This is a genomic window from Billgrantia gudaonensis, assembly GCF_900100195.1.
Classification (GTDB): Bacteria; Pseudomonadota; Gammaproteobacteria; order Pseudomonadales; family Halomonadaceae; genus Halomonas; species Halomonas gudaonensis.
The window spans coordinates 240069-257174 of record NZ_FNES01000001.1 but is presented as its reverse complement, the minus strand read 5'-3'; the positions used below and the strand labels follow the sequence as shown (position 1 = coordinate 257174).

The 17106-nt window shown below is 65.2% G+C and carries 13 protein-coding genes; 1 reads left to right on the top strand and 12 read right to left on the bottom strand.

Going from position 1 to position 17106, the window contains the following annotated elements; all coding sequences use genetic code 11:
* Positions 1-39: 39 nt before the first annotated feature.
* From BLP96_RS01135 to BLP96_RS01110, 6 genes are all read right to left on the bottom strand, one after another.
* Positions 40-447 (bottom strand): arsenate reductase ArsC, encoded by a 408-nt coding sequence (locus BLP96_RS01135; protein ID WP_089682226.1) that lies wholly within the window; start codon positions 445-447, stop codon positions 40-42.
* Between the two features lie 151 nt (positions 448-598).
* Positions 599-1450: a phosphate ABC transporter ATP-binding protein PstB gene (gene pstB, locus BLP96_RS01130; RefSeq protein WP_089682224.1), complete on the bottom strand. Its 852-nt coding sequence runs from the start codon at positions 1448-1450 to the stop codon at positions 599-601.
* A 28-nt stretch (positions 1451-1478) separates the two neighbouring features.
* Positions 1479-2645, bottom strand: coding sequence for a phosphate ABC transporter permease PstA (pstA, locus tag BLP96_RS01125; RefSeq protein ID WP_089682222.1), 1167 nt, complete (start codon positions 2643-2645; stop codon positions 1479-1481).
* Between the two features lie 18 nt (positions 2646-2663).
* Complete coding sequence (gene pstC, locus BLP96_RS01120; RefSeq protein ID WP_089682220.1) at positions 2664-3920, bottom strand: phosphate ABC transporter permease subunit PstC; 1257 nt, start codon at positions 3918-3920, stop codon at positions 2664-2666.
* Between the two features lie 104 nt (positions 3921-4024).
* Positions 4025-5050 (bottom strand): substrate-binding domain-containing protein, encoded by a 1026-nt coding sequence (locus BLP96_RS01115; RefSeq protein ID WP_089682218.1) that lies wholly within the window; start codon positions 5048-5050, stop codon positions 4025-4027.
* A 92-nt stretch (positions 5051-5142) separates the two neighbouring features.
* Positions 5143-6318: a multidrug effflux MFS transporter gene (locus BLP96_RS01110; RefSeq protein ID WP_089682216.1), complete on the bottom strand. Its 1176-nt coding sequence runs from the start codon at positions 6316-6318 to the stop codon at positions 5143-5145.
* 134 nt (positions 6319-6452) lie between these two features.
* Between BLP96_RS01110 and tal the strand changes: the two genes are divergently transcribed.
* Positions 6453-7391, top strand: a complete 939-nt coding sequence (gene tal, locus BLP96_RS01105; RefSeq protein WP_089682214.1) for a transaldolase — start codon at positions 6453-6455, stop codon at positions 7389-7391.
* Positions 7392-7464: 73 nt separating this feature from the next.
* Here tal and BLP96_RS01100 read toward each other — a convergent pair whose 3' ends face one another.
* From BLP96_RS01100 to BLP96_RS01075, 6 genes are all read right to left on the bottom strand, one after another.
* Positions 7465-7977, bottom strand: a complete 513-nt coding sequence (locus BLP96_RS01100) for an STAS domain-containing protein (RefSeq protein WP_089682212.1) — start codon at positions 7975-7977, stop codon at positions 7465-7467.
* On the bottom strand, positions 7964-9169 hold the full coding sequence (locus tag BLP96_RS01095) for a PP2C family protein-serine/threonine phosphatase (protein ID WP_089682210.1): 1206 nt from the start codon (positions 9167-9169) through the stop codon (positions 7964-7966). Before BLP96_RS01095 ends, BLP96_RS01100 begins: the two co-directional genes overlap by 14 nt.
* A 10-nt stretch (positions 9170-9179) precedes the next feature.
* The gene (locus BLP96_RS01090; RefSeq protein ID WP_089682208.1) at positions 9180-9962 is read right to left on the bottom strand and encodes an MlaA family lipoprotein; all 783 of its coding nucleotides are present in this window, start codon (positions 9960-9962) and stop codon (positions 9180-9182) included.
* 20 nt (positions 9963-9982) lie between these two features.
* On the bottom strand, positions 9983-11104 hold the full coding sequence (locus BLP96_RS01085) for a beta-ketoacyl-ACP synthase III (RefSeq protein WP_089682207.1): 1122 nt from the start codon (positions 11102-11104) through the stop codon (positions 9983-9985).
* Between the two features lie 138 nt (positions 11105-11242).
* Positions 11243-15316 carry an ATP-dependent RNA helicase HrpA gene (gene hrpA / locus BLP96_RS01080; RefSeq protein ID WP_089682205.1) on the bottom strand — a complete coding sequence of 1358 codons (4074 nt, stop codon included), beginning with the start codon at positions 15314-15316 and terminating at the stop codon, positions 11243-11245.
* A gap of 82 nt (positions 15317-15398) precedes the next feature.
* The gene (locus tag BLP96_RS01075; RefSeq protein ID WP_089682203.1) at positions 15399-17075 is read right to left on the bottom strand and encodes an AMP-binding protein; all 1677 of its coding nucleotides are present in this window, start codon (positions 17073-17075) and stop codon (positions 15399-15401) included.
* Positions 17076-17106: the final 31 nt, after the last annotated feature.

Here is a 17106-nt window from a genome sequence, read left to right as displayed (position 1 = left end):
CGTCTCTCTCTTCGACAGGGTGGGGAACGGCCAGTCCGGCTAACGACGCGCCAGCAGCCACAGCTGAAGTCGGCGGCGTATTTCCTGGAGCGCCTGTTCGTAGGCATCGGTCTTGCCGATCAGGCGCGGGTCGCGAATGTCCCAGTAGAGCCGTTCACCGGCGCTTCCCTGCCAGTCACGGCAGGCCTGTTGGGCCTTGTCGCAGAGCACGATCACCGCATCGAAATGCTCATCGGCGAAGTCATCCAGCGACTTGCTGGCCAGCCCTTCGCAGGAGATGCCCTGCTTGCGCAGGGCCGCCAGGGTGAACGCATGAGGGTGGTCCGGCTCCGTTCCGGCGCTGAAGGCCTCGAACCGATCGCCGGCGAGATGGCGAAGCAGCGCTTCGCCCATGAGGGAGCGAGCCGAGTTGGCATTGCAGAGAAAGAGAACGCGCTGGCGCGGCATGGGACTCTCCTTGGGGCGTGATTGCCAAGTAGAGTAGCGAGCCAGTGTGACGATAGGATTGCAGTCGCCCGCCAGGCGACGTCGAACCATCCACCCAAAAAAACGCGGCAGCGGGACTCGCCCGCCGCCGCTCGGCTTCCGTCGGACGAGGTCAGCCGTAACGCCCGGTGATGTAATCCTCGGCCTTCTTGGTGGCAGGGCTCGAGAACATCATCTGGGTATCGTTGTATTCGATGATCTCCCCCAGGTGGAAGAACGCCGTGTAGTCCGCCACCCGCGCCGCCTGCTGCATGTTGTGGGTCACCGTGATGATGGTGAACTGCTGCTTGAGCTTGTCCATCAGGTCTTCGATGGTCGCCGTGGAGATGGGGTCCAATGCCGAGGTGGGTTCGTCCATCAGGATCACGTCGGGCTGCACGGCAATGGCCCGGGCGATGCACAGGCGTTGCTGCTGACCGCCGGAGAGCGAGGTCCCGGGTTGCTGCAGCTTGTCCTTGACCTCCTCCCACAGGCCGGCATCGCGCAGCGCCTTCTCCACCAGCTCGTCCTGGTCGGCCTTGCGGCTGACCAGATCGTGCATGCGCGGGGCGTAGGCCACGTTCTCGTAGATCGACTTGGGAAAGGGGTTGGGCTTCTGAAACACCATGCCTACCCGGCGGCGCAGAGCCACCTCGTCCATCTTCACGGCGTTGACGTCGCGGCCATCCATCTCCACCAGACCGCGGATCGTCACGCCGGGAATCAGGTCGTTCATGCGGTTGAGACAACGCAGGAAGGTGGACTTGCCGCACCCCGAGGGTCCGATCAGCGCCGTGACGTTCTTCTGGAAGATATCGATGTCGAGACTCTTCAGAGCCTGGGTCTCGCCATACCACAGGCTGAGGTCGCGTACGCGAATGCTCAGATCGTGGCAGGCATTCTCGTTGCGCACGTAGGGCTGTCCCAGCTCTGGCTCGGGCGGGTTGACGGCCGCGGTGGGAGTCGTGGTTTGCAGGGAAGTCATGGAAAAGTCCTCTATCACGGGCTGGCGCTTACCAGCGACGCTCGAATTTCTTGCGCAGGATGACGGCGGTGGCGTTCAGGAAGATGAGGATCGCCAACAGTACCAGGATGCCGCCGGCGGTCTTCTCGACGAAGGCCTGCTCGGGCTCGCCCGCCCAGGTGAAGACCTGCGCCGGCAGCACGGTGGCGGCCTGGGTGAACGACGCCGAGACATCGGGAATGAAGGCCACCATGCCGACGATGATCAGCGGCGCGGTCTCGCCCATGGCCTGGGCCAGGCCGATGATCGAGCCGGTCATGATGCCGGGCATGGCCAGCGGCAGTACGTGGTCGCGCACCACCTGCCAGCGCGAGCAACCCACCCCGAAAGCGGCGTGACGAATGGAGTCCGGCACGCTGCGCAGCGCCGTACGCGTAGCGATGATGATCACCGGCAGGGTCATCAACGCCAGCGTCATGCCGCCCACCAGCGGCGAGGAGCGCGGCACCCCGAAGAAGTTGATGAAGATCGCCAGACCCAACAGACCGAACAGGATCGAGGGGATCGCCGCCAGATTGTTGATGTTGATTTCGATGATCTGGGTGAGCCGATTGTCCGGGGCGAACTCCTCCAGGTAGACCGCCGTCATCACGCCGATGGGGAAGGCGATGGCCAGGGTCACCAGCATGGTCATCACCGTACCCACGGCGGCCGCCATGATGCCGGCTCGCTCGGGCATCTTGGAATCGCCCTGGGAAAAGAAGGTGGTGTTGAACTTCAGGGCCACCTGCCCGTTCTCGACCTTCTCGTCGACCGCCTGGCGCTCGGTCTCGCTCAGTTTGCTGCGGTGCCCCTTCAGGTACTGATCCACCTCCCCGTTGGCCAGCACCCAGCGAGTCTCGGTGGTCCCCAACAGGTCGGGGTCGTCACGCAGCATGCCCGGAATCAGACGTTCGAAGCTGCGGCTGACGATCTTGGCATCCTCGGGCTCCATGGCCTCGCGGCCCATCCGCTGCGCATCCTCGTTGTACTCGAGTTCGACCTGCACATAGGCCTGCTGGAAGGCCGGCAGCCCCTTGGACAGCATGTCGGCGAAGAACAGCACCAGAAACAGGCCCGCCAGGCCCAGGGCGCCCATGGAGATCCACTTCAGGCGCGCCGATCGGCGGTGACGGCGGCGAAGCTGAGCGCTGATGTCGTCGAAGGTTTGACTCATCTCGGCGATTCCTCGGCGTTACAGATTGTTGACGCGATATTTCTCGCGGAAGCGGCGGATCATCAGCACCGACACCAGGTTGAGGGTCAGCGTCACCGCGAAGAGCACCAACCCCAGGGCGAAGGCGGAGAGGGTCTCGGCACTCTCGAATTCCAGATCGCCGGTCAGCGCGGCGACGATGCGCACCGTCACCGTGGTCATGTCCTCGAGCGGGTTGGCGGTGAGGTTGGGCCGCATGCCGGCAGCCATCACCACGATCATGGTCTCGCCCAGCGCCCGGGAAACCGCCAACAGCGAGGCGGAGATGATACCCGGCAAAGCCGCGGGAATGACCACGTCGCGAATCGTCTCGCCATGGGTCATGCCCAGCGCCAAGGAGCCTTGACGCATGCTGTCGGGCACCGAGTTGATCACGTCGTCGGAGAGCGACGAGATGAAGGGAATGATCATGATGCCCATCACCACACCCGGCGCCACGGCGTTGTTGAAGGAGGCATCCAGGCCGAAGAAGCCGGCTACGCCGACGATGATCGGTGCCACCGTGATGGCGGCGAAGAAGCCATAGACCACGGTGGGAATGCCGGCCAGCACCTCGAGGGTCGGCTTGGCCAGGGTACGCACCCGTTGCGGGGCGAACTCGGACATATAGATGGCGGCCAGCAACCCGATGGGAATCGCCACCAGCATGGCGATGGCGGTGATCATGAAGGTGCCGGCGAACAGCGGCACAGAGCCGAACTGCGCAGCGCTGGCCCCTTCCTCCGCACGTCCCGCCGCAGCCAGGAAGCTGGCCCCGGGATTCCACACCGTGCCGGTGACGAAGTCCCAGAAGCTGTGCATCTGGAAGAAGCGCAGCGCCTCGAAGACGATGGAGAACAGGATGCCGAAAGTCGTGAAGATCGAAATCAGCGCCGCCGCGACGAGCACCCAGCGAATCACCCGCTCGATGGCCTTGCGCGCATGGAAATCGGGGCGCACCTGAGCGATGCCCACCGTCAGGCCGCCGGCGGCCACGATCAGGCTGGCTGCCAGCAGGTAGGGCAACGGAATCGACGCGCCCAGCAACAGCATGACGAACGCGCCCAGAGCGCTGACGAGCAATGCCGGCCCGGCGGTGGAAAGCACGGTGAACCAGGCGTACTGATCGGGCTGCGCATGCATGGCCACGCCGTCAGCGCGAACCCGTGCGGCCTTGGCGCGCCCCATGAAGAAGGCCACCAGCCCCAGCGCCAGCAGGACGCCGCTGAACAGGGCAAGGAGTTGGTCGTTCTGCATCGGTCTCTCTCAGTCTCAGTCGACGGCAGGCGGTCTGCCGGAACGTGCGACGGCCGGCAGCCTTGGGCTGCCGGCCGGATCGGGCTTCCGTGCCTGGCGTTGCCTTACAGGTCGGAAACCTGCAGCTTGGCACGATCGGCCACTTTCTGGCGAGTCTGCTCGCGCTCGGCTTCGGGCAGCGGAATCAGGCCGATGTCCATCAGGTAACCGCCGTCGCCGATCATGGTCTCGGAGACGAACATGTCGACGTACTCGTACAGCGGCGGCACGTCGTCGGCGTGCTGGTTCTTGACGTAGAACCACAGCGAGCGGGCGATCGGATAGTCGCCGGCACTGATGGCCTCGGCCTCGGGCTCCACGCCATCGATGCTAGAGGCGACCAGCGTATCGGGGTTCTCCACCAGGAAAGAGTAGCCGAAGATACCGAAGGCCTCGGTGTCCTCGGTGAGGCGCTGAACGATCAGGTTATCGTTCTCGCCAGCATCGATGTAGACCCCATCGGCACGGATCTCGGTGTAGCCCTCGCCGCCGTAGGCTTCCATTTCCTCGGAAGCGGCTTCCATCACCAGCTCTTCGAAGGCGTCGCGAGTACCGGAGGTGCTGGGCGGGCCGTAGACGGAGATCTCGCGGTCCGGCAGCGAAGCGTCGATGTCGCTCCAGTTGGTGTAGGGGTTGTCGACCAGCTCGCCATCCACGGGCACCTGAGCGGCCACGGCCAGGAACAGCTGCTCGAGGGTCAGCGCCATGGCGTCGTTGGTGCTGGACTGGGCGAAGACGATGCCGTCGGAACCGATCTTGACCTCGGTGACGTCGGTCACGCCGTTTTCTTCGCAGCGCTCGACCTCGGAGGCCTTGATGCGGCGCGAGGCGTTGGTGATGTCCGGGGTACCCTCGCCCACGCCGTTGCAGAACAGGCGGATACCGCCGCCGGAACCGGTTGACTCGATGACCGGCGTCGGATACTCGGTGACGGCACCGAACTCTTCGGTCACGTAGCTGGCGAACGGATAGACGGTGCTGGAGCCGACGATGCGAATCTGGTCACGGGCGTGGGCTGCGGTGGCAGCACCCATGACCGCTGCGGCGATCACGGTCGTCTTGAAGGCACGGGACTTGAGGATGCGGTTCATGCGAGTCACTCCTGTCGATGAGAGAATTTATCCTCCGCACGGCACACGTTGCCGCAGTCAGATGACAGCTTCGTGACAGGCAATGACATTTTTCAGTGGGCTGGGGTGAGCCGGCGCAGCGCCACATTGCCGAATAGCGAGACGATCAACATCGTGGTCACCATGGGCCAGATGCTCTCGATCTCGAAGGCACCGACCATGAAGCCGGCCAGTGCACCGCTCGAAAACTGAATGCCACCCAGCAGCGCCGTCGCCGTGGCACTGATGTGGCTGAAATGCTCGAGCAGGGAGGAGATCGCGTTGGGCGTGATCAGGCCGATCATGCCGGTGAACAGCATCACCAGCGGCACCACCGTGACCAGCGAAGCCGCTCCGCTGGCGGCCACCACGGCCAGCGCGGTGGCCGCGAACAGCTGGATGGCCAACCCCAGGCGCAAGTTCTGCTGGGGGGTGCGCCGGCGCAGCAGATGGATATTGACGCGGTTGGAGCCGGCGATGACCACCACGTTGACGCCGAACACTACCGGGTACATCGCCGGACTGAGACCGAAGTGTTCGATGTAGAGAAACGGCGAGGCGGTGACGAAGGCGAACAGTCCGGCAAACGACGCCGCCACGGCACACACGTAGCCCATCCCCTCGCGGTGGGTGAGCACGCTGGCGTAATTGGCCAATACCTGGCGAAAGGAGGCGGCAGGCTGACCCGACGCACGGGTTTCCGGCAATCGGGTTCCCATCAACCACAGCAGAAACGCCGCATAGGAGGCCAGGAAGACGAAGATCAGCCACCAGTCGGCCAGATAGAGCAGCCCACTGCCCACCGCCGGCGCCACCAGCGGGGCCAGCATCATGATCATCGCCATGGTCGACATCACCCGCGCCGCCTCGCGACCGCTGAAACAATCGCGCACGATGGCCGCCGAATTGACCACGCAGGCGCCGCCGCCAAGCGCCTGCAAGAAACGCCAGATCAGCAAGGCAGTCAGCGAATCGACCGTGGTGATGGCCAGACTCGCCAGCAGGAAGGCCACCAGCCCCGAGAGCAGCACCGGCTTGCGTCCCAGGCGATCGGAAAGGGGACCGAACAGCAGCTGGCCGAGCGCGAAACCGATGAGAAAGGCACTGATCGACAGCTCCGTGTGGTGAATGCTCGCGCCCACCGATGCCGCCAGCGCCGGCATGGCCGGCAGGTAGGCATCGATGGCGAATGGCGCCAGTGCCGTATTGGCAGCCACCAGCAGGGCTACGCGTCGCGGATCGAGGCTCAAGGACCCTCCCTGATTTGCGGCATTAGATAGGCCGCTAATGGTAGCCGTTTCTGCGCCGTCTGTCGCGCCCGCGGCTGTTGCGCCGCCGGGCCGCTTGTTACAGTGTCGCCCTGTCCCATTCCACGGAGTTCCTCATGGCCAGAGACCTGCTCTCCCAACTCAAGGCGATGACCACCGTAGTCGCCGATACCGGTGACCTCGAGGCCATTCAGCGCTTCACCCCCCACGATGCCACCACCAACCCCTCGCTGATCCTGCAGGCAGCACGAACGGAGAGGTGGCGTTCCCGGTTGGCCGACATCGCACGGCACAGTACCGACATCGACGACGCCCTGGACTCGGTCGCCGTGGAGATCGGCAGTCAGGTGAGCGAACTGGTTCCGGGCTACGTTTCCACCGAAGTGAGTGCCCGCCTGTCGTTCGACACCGACGCCACCCTGGCCCGAGCGCGCTCGCTGATCGAACGTTACGCCCGCCATGGCGTCGGTCCGGAACGCATCTTGATCAAGGTCGCCGCTACCTGGGAAGGCATTCGTGCGGCCCGTCAGCTGGAGCGGGAGGGCATTCGCACCAACCTGACGCTGCTGTTCAGCTTCACCCAGGCCCGCGCCTGCGCCGATGCCGGCGTCACCCTGGTCTCGCCCTTCGTCGGTCGCATCCTGGACTGGTACAAAGCCCAGGAGCCGGCAGCCGATTTCAGCGGCGACAACGACCCCGGTGTGCAGTCGGTCAAACGCATCTACGATCACTTCAAGGGCCACGGCTACCGCACCGTGGTGATGGGAGCGAGCTTTCGCAACATGGGCGAGATCGTCGCCCTGGCCGGCTGCGATCGCCTGACCATTTCTCCAGCGCTGCTGGGCGAACTGGCAGAGAGCGAAGGCGAACTGGAGCGTCGGCTGAGCCCTTCGGATGCCGAAACCTCGCCACCGGAGCCCCTGGACGAAGCGGAATTCCGCTGGGCGCTGAACGAAGACGCCATGGCCTCCGAAAAGCTGGCCGAGGGCATTCGCAAGTTCACGGCCGACCAGCGCAAGCTGGAAGCCCTGCTCGGCGAACTCCGCCAGACCTGACGTACCCGGGCTCTACCGACGCACCGGGGGCGCCCCATGGGGCGCCCCCGGTGCGTCGGTAGAGGGGACGAACTCAGCCGTGGTGCGAGACGGTTTCCTGGGCCTCGAGCATCTCGACCAGCGGCTGGAATTCTTCGCGATTGTGCTCGTTCATGCGCATCAGGATGCGATGCGCCTCGAGGATGCGCTGACGAGTGGCCTCCAGGTCGGCGGGCACTTCGGGAAGGTCGTCGCACAGCTCGCATACCTCGGTGACCGGCGCCGCCATCATGGTGAAGAACTGGGCGAACCCCATCACTTCGAGCATGCGCTGAACATCGGGGTTGTCCACCACGATGGTGGGCTTGTGGTCGATCTTGTCCTGCACCGCCATGGCCACCTTGGCCAGAAAGCCAAGTGCCGTGGAGTCGACGTTGGTCGCCTCGCGCAGATCGATGACCAGCGCCTGAAGCCCCGGCGTCTCGGCCAACTGCTGAGCCTGGCTGTCCAGGGTGGCGCACAGAGTCAAGCGCACGTCACCACACAGCTTGAGTACGAACACACCAGCGTCGAACGCCGCCTTGACGCGGCCCTCATTCATGATCATCGGCAAACCCGCTAAGCAACATGATCGTTACATCGTCCAGCAGTTCAGTACCCTCGCCTTCCCCTTCGACATCGCTTTCCGAGGAAGTGCTCAGGGCCAGGCCCTCGCGCAACTGTGCCAACGTCGTGCACGACGCTATCCGCTGCTCCAGTTCGTGGAGCCGCGCATCGAGCGTTTCGCCCGGCAGGCACTCCAGCACGCCATCCGAACACAGCCATAGACGGAAGTGCGGCGGCAGGTCGTAGCGCAAGCGCGGGTATGTCACGTTCGGGAAAAGCCCCACCGGCATGCCTTCTCCGGGCAGCTCGATCACCTGCTCCCCCACCATCAACAACGGCTTGGGGAGTTGGGCGCCGAGGGAATAGTGAAGAGTATGGTCGCGATGGTCAATGACCCCTACGAAAAGCGTGGCGTGTTTGCCGATTCCGGTGTCGAGCAGCTCGCGATTGAGACGGCTCAGCCAGCGTGCCGGCAGCGCTTCCGGGCTGGCACCGTCCCACTCCGACAGCCAACGGTTGCACAGCGACTTGAGCAGCACCGTGACGAATGCCGAGGAAGCGCCATGCCCCGATACATCGGCAAAGTAGAATAGCGTGAAGCGCTCGTCGAAGCGCTGGAAATCGAGGAAGTCGCCCGACAGGTAGAGCGAGGGCGCCATCCAGTAATCGCAGGTCACCCCGCCCAGCGTCTGATCGTTGGGCGGCAACAGCTTGCGCTGGATCTGCCCACCGGCCTGCTGATCGAGTCGCAGCATCCCCAGGTGGGTTTCCAGACTCTCGTTGAGCTCTTCCAGGTGCTCGTTGAGCTGCGCGAGCCGCTCGCGGTCATGGGCGCGCTCCTCTTCCAGGCGATGCAGCTCGATGGCCTTGCGAATCATGCGACGCAGCAACTGGCCATGACGCAGCGGCTCGACCACGTAATCGACCAATCCCACGTCCACCGCAGTGAGCAGGTCTTCGTCGAGACGAGAGTCGCTCACCACCAGCGTGGGCAAACGCTCGGCGAGACGCGACCACTCCAGGCTCGGCACCGCCCGGGCATGCGCCACCACCAGCGCAGTCTCCTCCGGCAGATCGTCGAGCGATTCCACGGCCATGACTACCAGTCCATCCCGGGCGATGGTATCGGCCAGGGCATCGCGATAGGCGCCAGGCGTGTCGAGCACGCCAATCAGCGGCTTGGGTGCATCCATGGGGCCTGCCTCAGTCGGCAAAATCGGCATCGTCGAAATCGGAGTCATCGAAGTCGAAGTCGTCGCTGGCGAAAGGGTCGTCGCCCTGCTCGCCATCGCTGACTTCGAAGCGGCGCTGCTGTAGATAGGCATCGCGAATGAAACTGTAACGATCGCCGTGGATCAGCGCCTCCTGGTCCAACAGACCGGCACGCGTGTCGACGATGCGCAGCGCGGTCAGGCCGATGCGCGTCGGATCGTCCTCGATGTAGGTGGTGGGATAGGAGTACACGTCCACCGGCAGTGCCCCCGTATCGCGTACCGTGCTCGCCCCCAGGAAAGGCAGCACCAGGTAGGGCCCCTCGCCGACCCCCCATACGCCCAGAGTCTGGCCGAAATCCTCCTCGCGCCCGGTGACCTCCATGTGGGTGGCGAAATCCCACAGGCCGCCAATGCCCACCGTGGTGTTGATCACGAAGCGCGCGCCGGCGATGCCGGCATTGCCCGGTTTGCCCTGGAGAAGGCTGTTGAGCAGCGTACGCAGCTCGCCCAGGTTGGAGAAGAAGTTGCCCACGCCGGTCTGCACCGGCTCCGGCGTCACGGTGCGATAACCCTGTGCCACCGGCTTGAGCGCATAGCGATCCACCACCTCGTTGAAGGCGAACACGCGACGGTTGAAGCCCTCCCAGGGATCGTCGGGGTGTCGTTCTTCAGGCGCTGGCGTGCTGGCACAGCCGGCCAGCAACCCCACCGCGAGCAGCGCACCGGCCAGGGCGACCCTGCGGCGCCCATCGCTTTTCCTGCCTCTTTGCATGTCCCGTCTCCGCTCGCACCTCATTGTCGGCGCACCACGACACTGCCGGCACTGTAGCCGGCGCCGAAGGAACAAACCACCCCCAGCGCACCGGGCGCCAGGTCGTCGCGATTCAGATGAAAAGCGATGATCGAACCCGCCGAGCTAGTGTTGGCATAGCGATCGAGAATCACCGGCGCCTCGCTCGCCGTCGGCTCGCGCCCCAGCACGCGCCGGGCAATCAGGTCGTTCATGTGGCGGTTGGCCTGGTGCAGCCACAACCGGGAAAGGTCGTCGCCCGACAGCGACAGGCTGGCCAGATGATCGCCGATCAACGACGACACCAGGGGACAGACCTCCTTGAACACGCGCCGCCCCTCCTGCACGAAGAGCTTGTCGGCGGCCAGCGGATCGCTATCGGTCACGCGGTTGAGAAAGCCCGCATTGTTGCGGATGGCATTGGAGAAACGGGTCGTCAGTCGTGTCCCCAGTATGCCGAAGCGCTCCTCGGCCGTGGCCAGGTCATCGCGCTCGACCACGATGGCGGTGCAGGCGTCACCGAAGATGAAGTGGCTGTCGCGGTCGCGGAAGTTGAGGTGTGCCGAGCAGATCTCTGGATCGACCACCAGGGCGCGGCTGGCGTTGCCGGCGCGAATGGCGTTGGCCGCGGTCTCGATGGCGAAGGTGGCCGAAGAGCAGGCCACGTTCATGTCGAAGGCATAGCCACTGGCGCCCAGCGCCGCTTGCAGTTCAACGGATACCGCCGGGTAGGGACGCTCCAGGTTGGAACAGCCCACGATCACCAAGTCGATGTCGCTGGCCGCCACCCCGGCCGCCTGAAGCGCATCGCCGGCGGCCGCCAGGCCCATTTCGCATTGGATGGAGGGCTCGTCGTTGCCGCGCTCGGGCAGGCGCGGGCGCATCCGTTCGGGATCCAGGATGCCCTCGGCATCCAGAACGTAACGGCTGTGGATACCCGAGGCCTTGACGATGAACTCGCTGCTGGAATGCGCCAGTGGCTCACGTTCGCCGCTGGCAATGGCCTCGGCGTGGCGCGCGTTCTCGGCATCCACCCAGGCATTGAACGCCGTCACCAGCGACGCATTGTCGATGGCGTGCTCCGGTGTGTACAGCCCAGTGCCGGTGATCACGACCTCTGTCATGTCTTTCTTCTCCTGACTGGCTCCTGGCCCGGACCGAAAACCGGCGACGTTCGCCGGCCGTCTCGGTCAGGGGCCGGACCCGCGACTTGGCATCGTCCTTGCGATGCTCGTGTTCCGTTCACGCGGCGCACCGTTCGTTCAGCCGCCGTGGCCGATCAGCTCCGCCCAGCGCTTTTCGAGGCGCTTGGCGGAAACGGGAAACGCCGTGCCCAGCTGCTGTGCGAAGAGCGACACGCGCAGCTCCTCGATCCACCAGCGAAATTCGACCAGCGCCGGCTCTTCGTGCCCGCCGCGCCGCTGATTCTCGCGTCGTGCGGCCAGGCGCTCTTCGAAGGCCTGGACCTCCTGCATGTGCATCTGGTCGCGCATTCTCTCCCGCGGGGCCTTCTCCAAACGAATCAGCGCCGCTTCCATGTAGCGCGGGTACTCGGCCAGCCAGGTGCTGGCCTCGCTGACGAAGCCGGGATGAACCAGCCTGGCCATCTGGGCCTTTAGATCACTGTATACCAGCGCCAGGGCCAGGTTCAGATTGCCCTTCAACGCCTTGGCCACCGCAAGGTGGCCTTCCAGAGCGCGCTTCAGGATGGCCACCAGCTCCCCCGCGCGTGGCACGAGCTCGTCCTGCGTCTCAACCAGGCGGGCCTCCAGCTCGGCCTCCGAGCGCGGTAGCGGGTCGACCGCCACCACCTGCTGGAACACCGCATTCACCACATCGTCGACGAGCTGTCGCTTGCTGCCCACCTTGGCGAACAACAGCGCACAGGTCTCGAGCCCCTCGATCCGCTCGATCTCGCGCGCTATCCCGGGCAGGCGCTGCCGGGCCAGCTTCACGATGCCCCGGCGATGTGCGGCACGTGCCTTGTCGGGATGATCGAAGAGCTCGACGCGAAAGCGCTCTCCCTCGGGCACCAGAGCGGGATAGGCTTCCACGCGGATGCCGGCCTGGGAAGTGACCCGCGACTCGGGCAGTGGCGACTCGGGCAGTGCCTCCACCGGCGCGGCAAGGCGCGACTCCTCAGCCAGCGCCCGTGCGCCCTGCCCCGCCGCCTGCTCGAAGCGACGTTCCAGCTCGCGCACGTCGCGGCCCTCCCCCAGCGTGCGGCCCTCGTGGTCCACCACGCGCACGTTCATCACCAGGTGCGGTTCGAGCTGGTCCAGACGCCAGTCGTCGGGATGCAAGCGCACGCCGGTCTTGCGCCGCAGGAATTCGCCCAGCGCCTCGGTGAGCGGCACGTCATCCGGGGTGAGCGCCTCGAGGGCTGCATCCACCCAGTCGGGAATCGGCACCACCTGGCGGCGCACCGATTTGGGCAGCGACTTCATCAGGGCGATGCACTTCTCGCGCCGCAGGCCAGGCACCAACCATTCCAGGCGTGCCGTGGGCAGCTGCGACAGCATGGCCGCCGGCACGGTGAGGGTGACGCCGTCGTCGGGTGCGCTGGGCTCGAAGCGATAATCGAGCGGATAGCGCACGCCGTTCAATACCAGGTCATCGGGGTAGTCGACAGCGGTGACTTCCTCGGCCTCCCGTGCCTGCAGCGCCGCACGGTCGAACTTGAGGATATCGGGGTCGGCGGCTTCGGCCTTCTTGCGCCATGCCTCGAAACCCTTGCCATTATGCACCGACTCGGGAATCCGTGCGTCGTAGAAGGCGAAGAGGGTGTCTTCGTCGACCAGGATGTCACGCTTGCGGGCCCGGTCCTCGAGTTCTTCGACCTCCGCCACCAGGGCACGGTTGTGGGTAAAGAATTCGCCCTTGGTGCGAAACTCGCCCTCTACCAGGGCGCGTCGAATGAACAGCTCCCGGGCCTCCACCGGGGCGATGGGCCCATAGTGCACCTTGCGGCCGCTGACGACGGGCAGGCCGAACAGGGTCACCTGTTCCTTGGCCACCACCTGGGCGCGCTTCATCTCCCAGTGGGGTTCAGCGTAGCTACGCTTGACGAGATGCTCAGCCACGGGCTCGATCCACTGCGGATCGATCCTGGCCACGGTTCGCCCGAACAGGCGGCTGGTCTCGACCAGCTCGAAAGCCATCAGCCACTTGGGCGACTTCTTGGCCAGCCCCGAGCCAGGATGGATGACGAACTTGCGGTTGCGTGCCCCCAGGTACTCACGATTCTCGGTGAGCAGGCCGAGGTGCGAGAGCAGGCCGGGGAGCAGCGCGCGGTGCAATGCCACGGCATTCTGGCGCCGAGCCTGGGTACGGGCCTCGTCATCGTCCGGGAGCGGTGCCGGCGGCGGCACTTCGATGGCCATGTCGCGCAGCAGTTGGCGCAGCTGGCGGAAGGTGTCGTGCCATTCGCGCATGCGCAAGTAATTGACGTAGCGCTCCTTGCACCAGCGCCGCAGCTGGTTGCCGGAGAGCGTCTCGCGGGCCGCCTCGAAGCCTTGCCACAGGTTGAGCAGTGCCACGAAGTCGGACTCCGGATCCTGCCAGCGGCGGTGGGCCTGGTCGGCGGCCTCGCGTTTGTCCGCCGGGCGGTCGCGGGGATCCTGCACCGCCAGGCCGGCTACCACGATCAGTACCTCGCGCAACCCGCCCTGCTCGGCACCGGCCAGCACCATGCGCGCCAGCCGCGGGTCGATGGGTAGTCGCGCCAACTTGCGCCCCATGTCGGTGAGCCGTTGACTGGCGTCGACCGCTCCCAGCTCGAAGAGCAGCTTGAAGCCATCGGTGACGAAGCGCGAATCGGGCGGATCGACGAAGGGAAAATCCTCGATGTCGCCGAGCTTGAGCGACAGCATGGACAGGATCACCGAGGCCAGGTTGGTGCGGCGAATCTCGGGGTCGGTGAATTCGGGGCGGGCGAGGAAGTCTTCCTCGTCGTAGAGGCGAATGCACACCCCTTCGGCCACGCGGCCACAGCGCCCCTTGCGCTGGTTGGCGCTGGCCTGGCTGATCGGTTCCACCGGCAGGCGCTGGATCTTGGCGCGGTAGCTGTAGCGGCTGATGCGCACCAGCCCCGGATCGATCACGTAGCGAATGCCCGGTACGGTCAAGGACGTTTCGGCCACGTTGGTGGAAAGCACGATGCGCCGCCCTCTGTGCGGGGCGAAGACCCGGTTCTGCTCGGCGTTGGAGAGCCGCGCGTAGAGCGGCAGGATCTCGGTACCCTTGAGGTCGGCACGGCGCAGGGTATCGGCCGTCTCGCGGATTTCGCGCTCGCCGGGCAGAAACACCAGAATGTCGCGTGGTCCGTGAAACCAGCGCTTGTCGCGCTCGATCTGCTCGATCTCCTCCACGGCATGCAGGATGCCTTCCTGAAGGGTGCGGTCGGCTTCGTCGTCGGCCTCGCGAACCAGCGGACGATAGCGCACCTCCACCGGATGGGTGCGGCCCGACACCTCCACCACCGGCGCAGGAACCGGCTCGCCCTGTCCGCCGGGCAGCGCGAAATGCGCGGCGAAGCGCTCCACATCGATGGTCGCCGAGGTGATGATCACCTTGAGGTCGGGACGTCGCGGCAGTAGCCGCTTGAGGTAGCCGAGCAGAAAATCGATGTTGAGACTGCGTTCGTGAGCCTCGTCGATGATGATCGCCTCATAGCGGCGCAGGTCCGGATCGTGGCGGGTCTCGGACAGCAGAATGCCATCGGTCATCAATTTGACCAGGGTGTCGTCGCCGCTCTGGTCGGTGAAACGCACCTGGTAGCCCACCTGCTCGCCCAGCGGCGTCTGCAGCTCTTCGGCGAGACGAGCGGCCACCGAACGCGCCGCCAGACGCCGGGGCTGGGTATGCCCCACCAGACCGCGGCGACCCAACCCCAGCTCGAGACACAGCTTGGGCAGCTGGGTCGTCTTGCCGGAGCCGGTCTCGCCGGCCACCACCACCACCTGATGATCCCGCAGGGCGGCGAGGATGTCCTCGCGGCGCTCGGCCACCGGCAGGTCGGGCGGGTAATTCAGCGTTACCGGACGTTCGCTGCGACGCAGCACCTGCGCCCGGGACGTCTCGATAGCCACGGCCACCCGGGGCAGGCCGCGATCCACCGGCTTGCCCTCTTTCAAGCGTCGGCCGAGGCCCGCCAGACGCTTCTCCAGCGTGGGGCGGTCGCGCAGCAGGACGCCATCGAGCGCCTGGCGCAGGCGTTCGAGTTCCTGGGTATCCGTTGACACGGAAGCGGAGCGGGGATGGGTTGCGGTGGTCACGGCATCCTCTGACGCTGAAACGAGCCGCCCGCCCCGGCATGACCGGAGCGGGCGGATCATTGTAACGCCGGTAGCGCACCGGCGGCCAATTTCCACGATAGCCTTCGCCTATCGGTCGAGTGACGGTCGGCTATCGACGTCGTCAGCCGTCGGCACGGCCCACTTCGTCGTCACGCAGCTGGCGGCGCAGCACTTTTCCCACATTGGTCTTGGGCAGCTCGTCGCGAAACTCGACCGTTTTGGGCACCTTGTAGGCGGTCAATTCCTTCTTGCACCACTCGCGCAGCGCCTTTTCATCGAGGCTGTCATCCTTGGCGACCACGAACAGCTTGATGGCCTCGCCACTTGCTTCGTCGGGCACGCCCACCGCGGCGGACTCCACCACGCCGGGGTGGGTGGCGACCACGTCCTCGATCTCGTTGGGATAGACGTTGAAACCCGACACCAGAATCATGTCCTTCTTGCGATCGACGATGCGGATGTAACCGTCGTCCTGCAGCACGGCGATATCGCCGGTACGAAACCATCCATCCTCGCTGAGCACCTGGGCCGTCTCGTCCTCGCGGTTCCAGTAACCCTTCATCACCTGGGGCCCCTTCACGCACAGCTCGCCCGGTTCGCCGAAGGGCAAGTCGTTGCCGTCGACATCCACCACCTTGACCTGGGTACCGGCCACTGGCCGGCCGATGGTACCGAGCTGGATGGCATCGATGGGGTTGAAACTGACGATCGGCGAGGTTTCGGTGAGGCCATACCCCTCGGCGACCGGACAGCCAGTGACCTCTTCCCAGCGCTCGGCGACGGCACGCGTCAGCGCCATGCCGCCCGAGATGGTCAGATGCAGGCGCGAGAAGTCGAGCTGTCGGAAGTCTTCGCGGTTGCACAGGGCATTGAACAGGGTATTGAGACCGATGAAACCGGTGAACGACATCCCCTTGAGCTCCTTGACGAAACCGTCCAGATCGCGGGGATTGGTGATCAGCACCGAGTGGTTGCCCGTCTCCATCAGGAACAGGCAGTTAACGGTGAAGGTATAGATGTGGTAGACGGGCAGCGGCGCCACCACCAGCTCGCGCCCTTCGTCGAGGCCGGGCCCGATCGCCTGGCGCGCCTGGAGCATGTTGGCCACCAGGTTTCGATGGGTGAGCATGGTGCCCTTGGCCAGACCGGTGGTGCCCCCGGTGTACTGCAGCGCGGCGATGTCGTCCGGCTCGCGAGGCACTTCGCGGTGGCTCCGCCCGGCCCCCGCCCGCAGTGCCTGGCGCAAGGTCACCGCACCGGGCAGCCGATACGACGGCACCATCTTCTTGACGTACTTGACCACGGCATTGATCAACTGCCGCTTGGGGAATTCGTGCAGATCGGCCAGCTCGGTGACCACCACGTGGCGAATCTCGGTGCGATCGAGAATGCGCTCGAGCTTGTCGGCCATGTTGGCCAGAATGACGATCGCCTTGGCACCGGAATCCTTGAACTGGTGCCCCATCTCCCGCTCGGTGTAGAGCGGGTTGGTATTCACCACCACCAGACCGGCGCGCATGGCGCCGAACACGGCCACCGGAAACTGCAGCAGGTTGGGCAGTTGAATGGCGATGCGATCTCCCGGCTCGAGATCGGTTTCGGTCTGCAACCAGGCCGCGAAGTCGCCGGACAAGCGATCGAGGTCGGCGAAGCTGAGCGTACGGCCCATGCAACTGAAGGCAGGATTGTCGGCGTAGCGCTCGACCGCGGCATGGAAGACCTCCATCACCGAACGGTACTCATCCATGCCTTCGATATCGGGCCCGGCAAGGATCGGGGCGGTGGCGTGCTCACTCATGGCGTCTCTCCGAGCATCGTCGATCCGACAC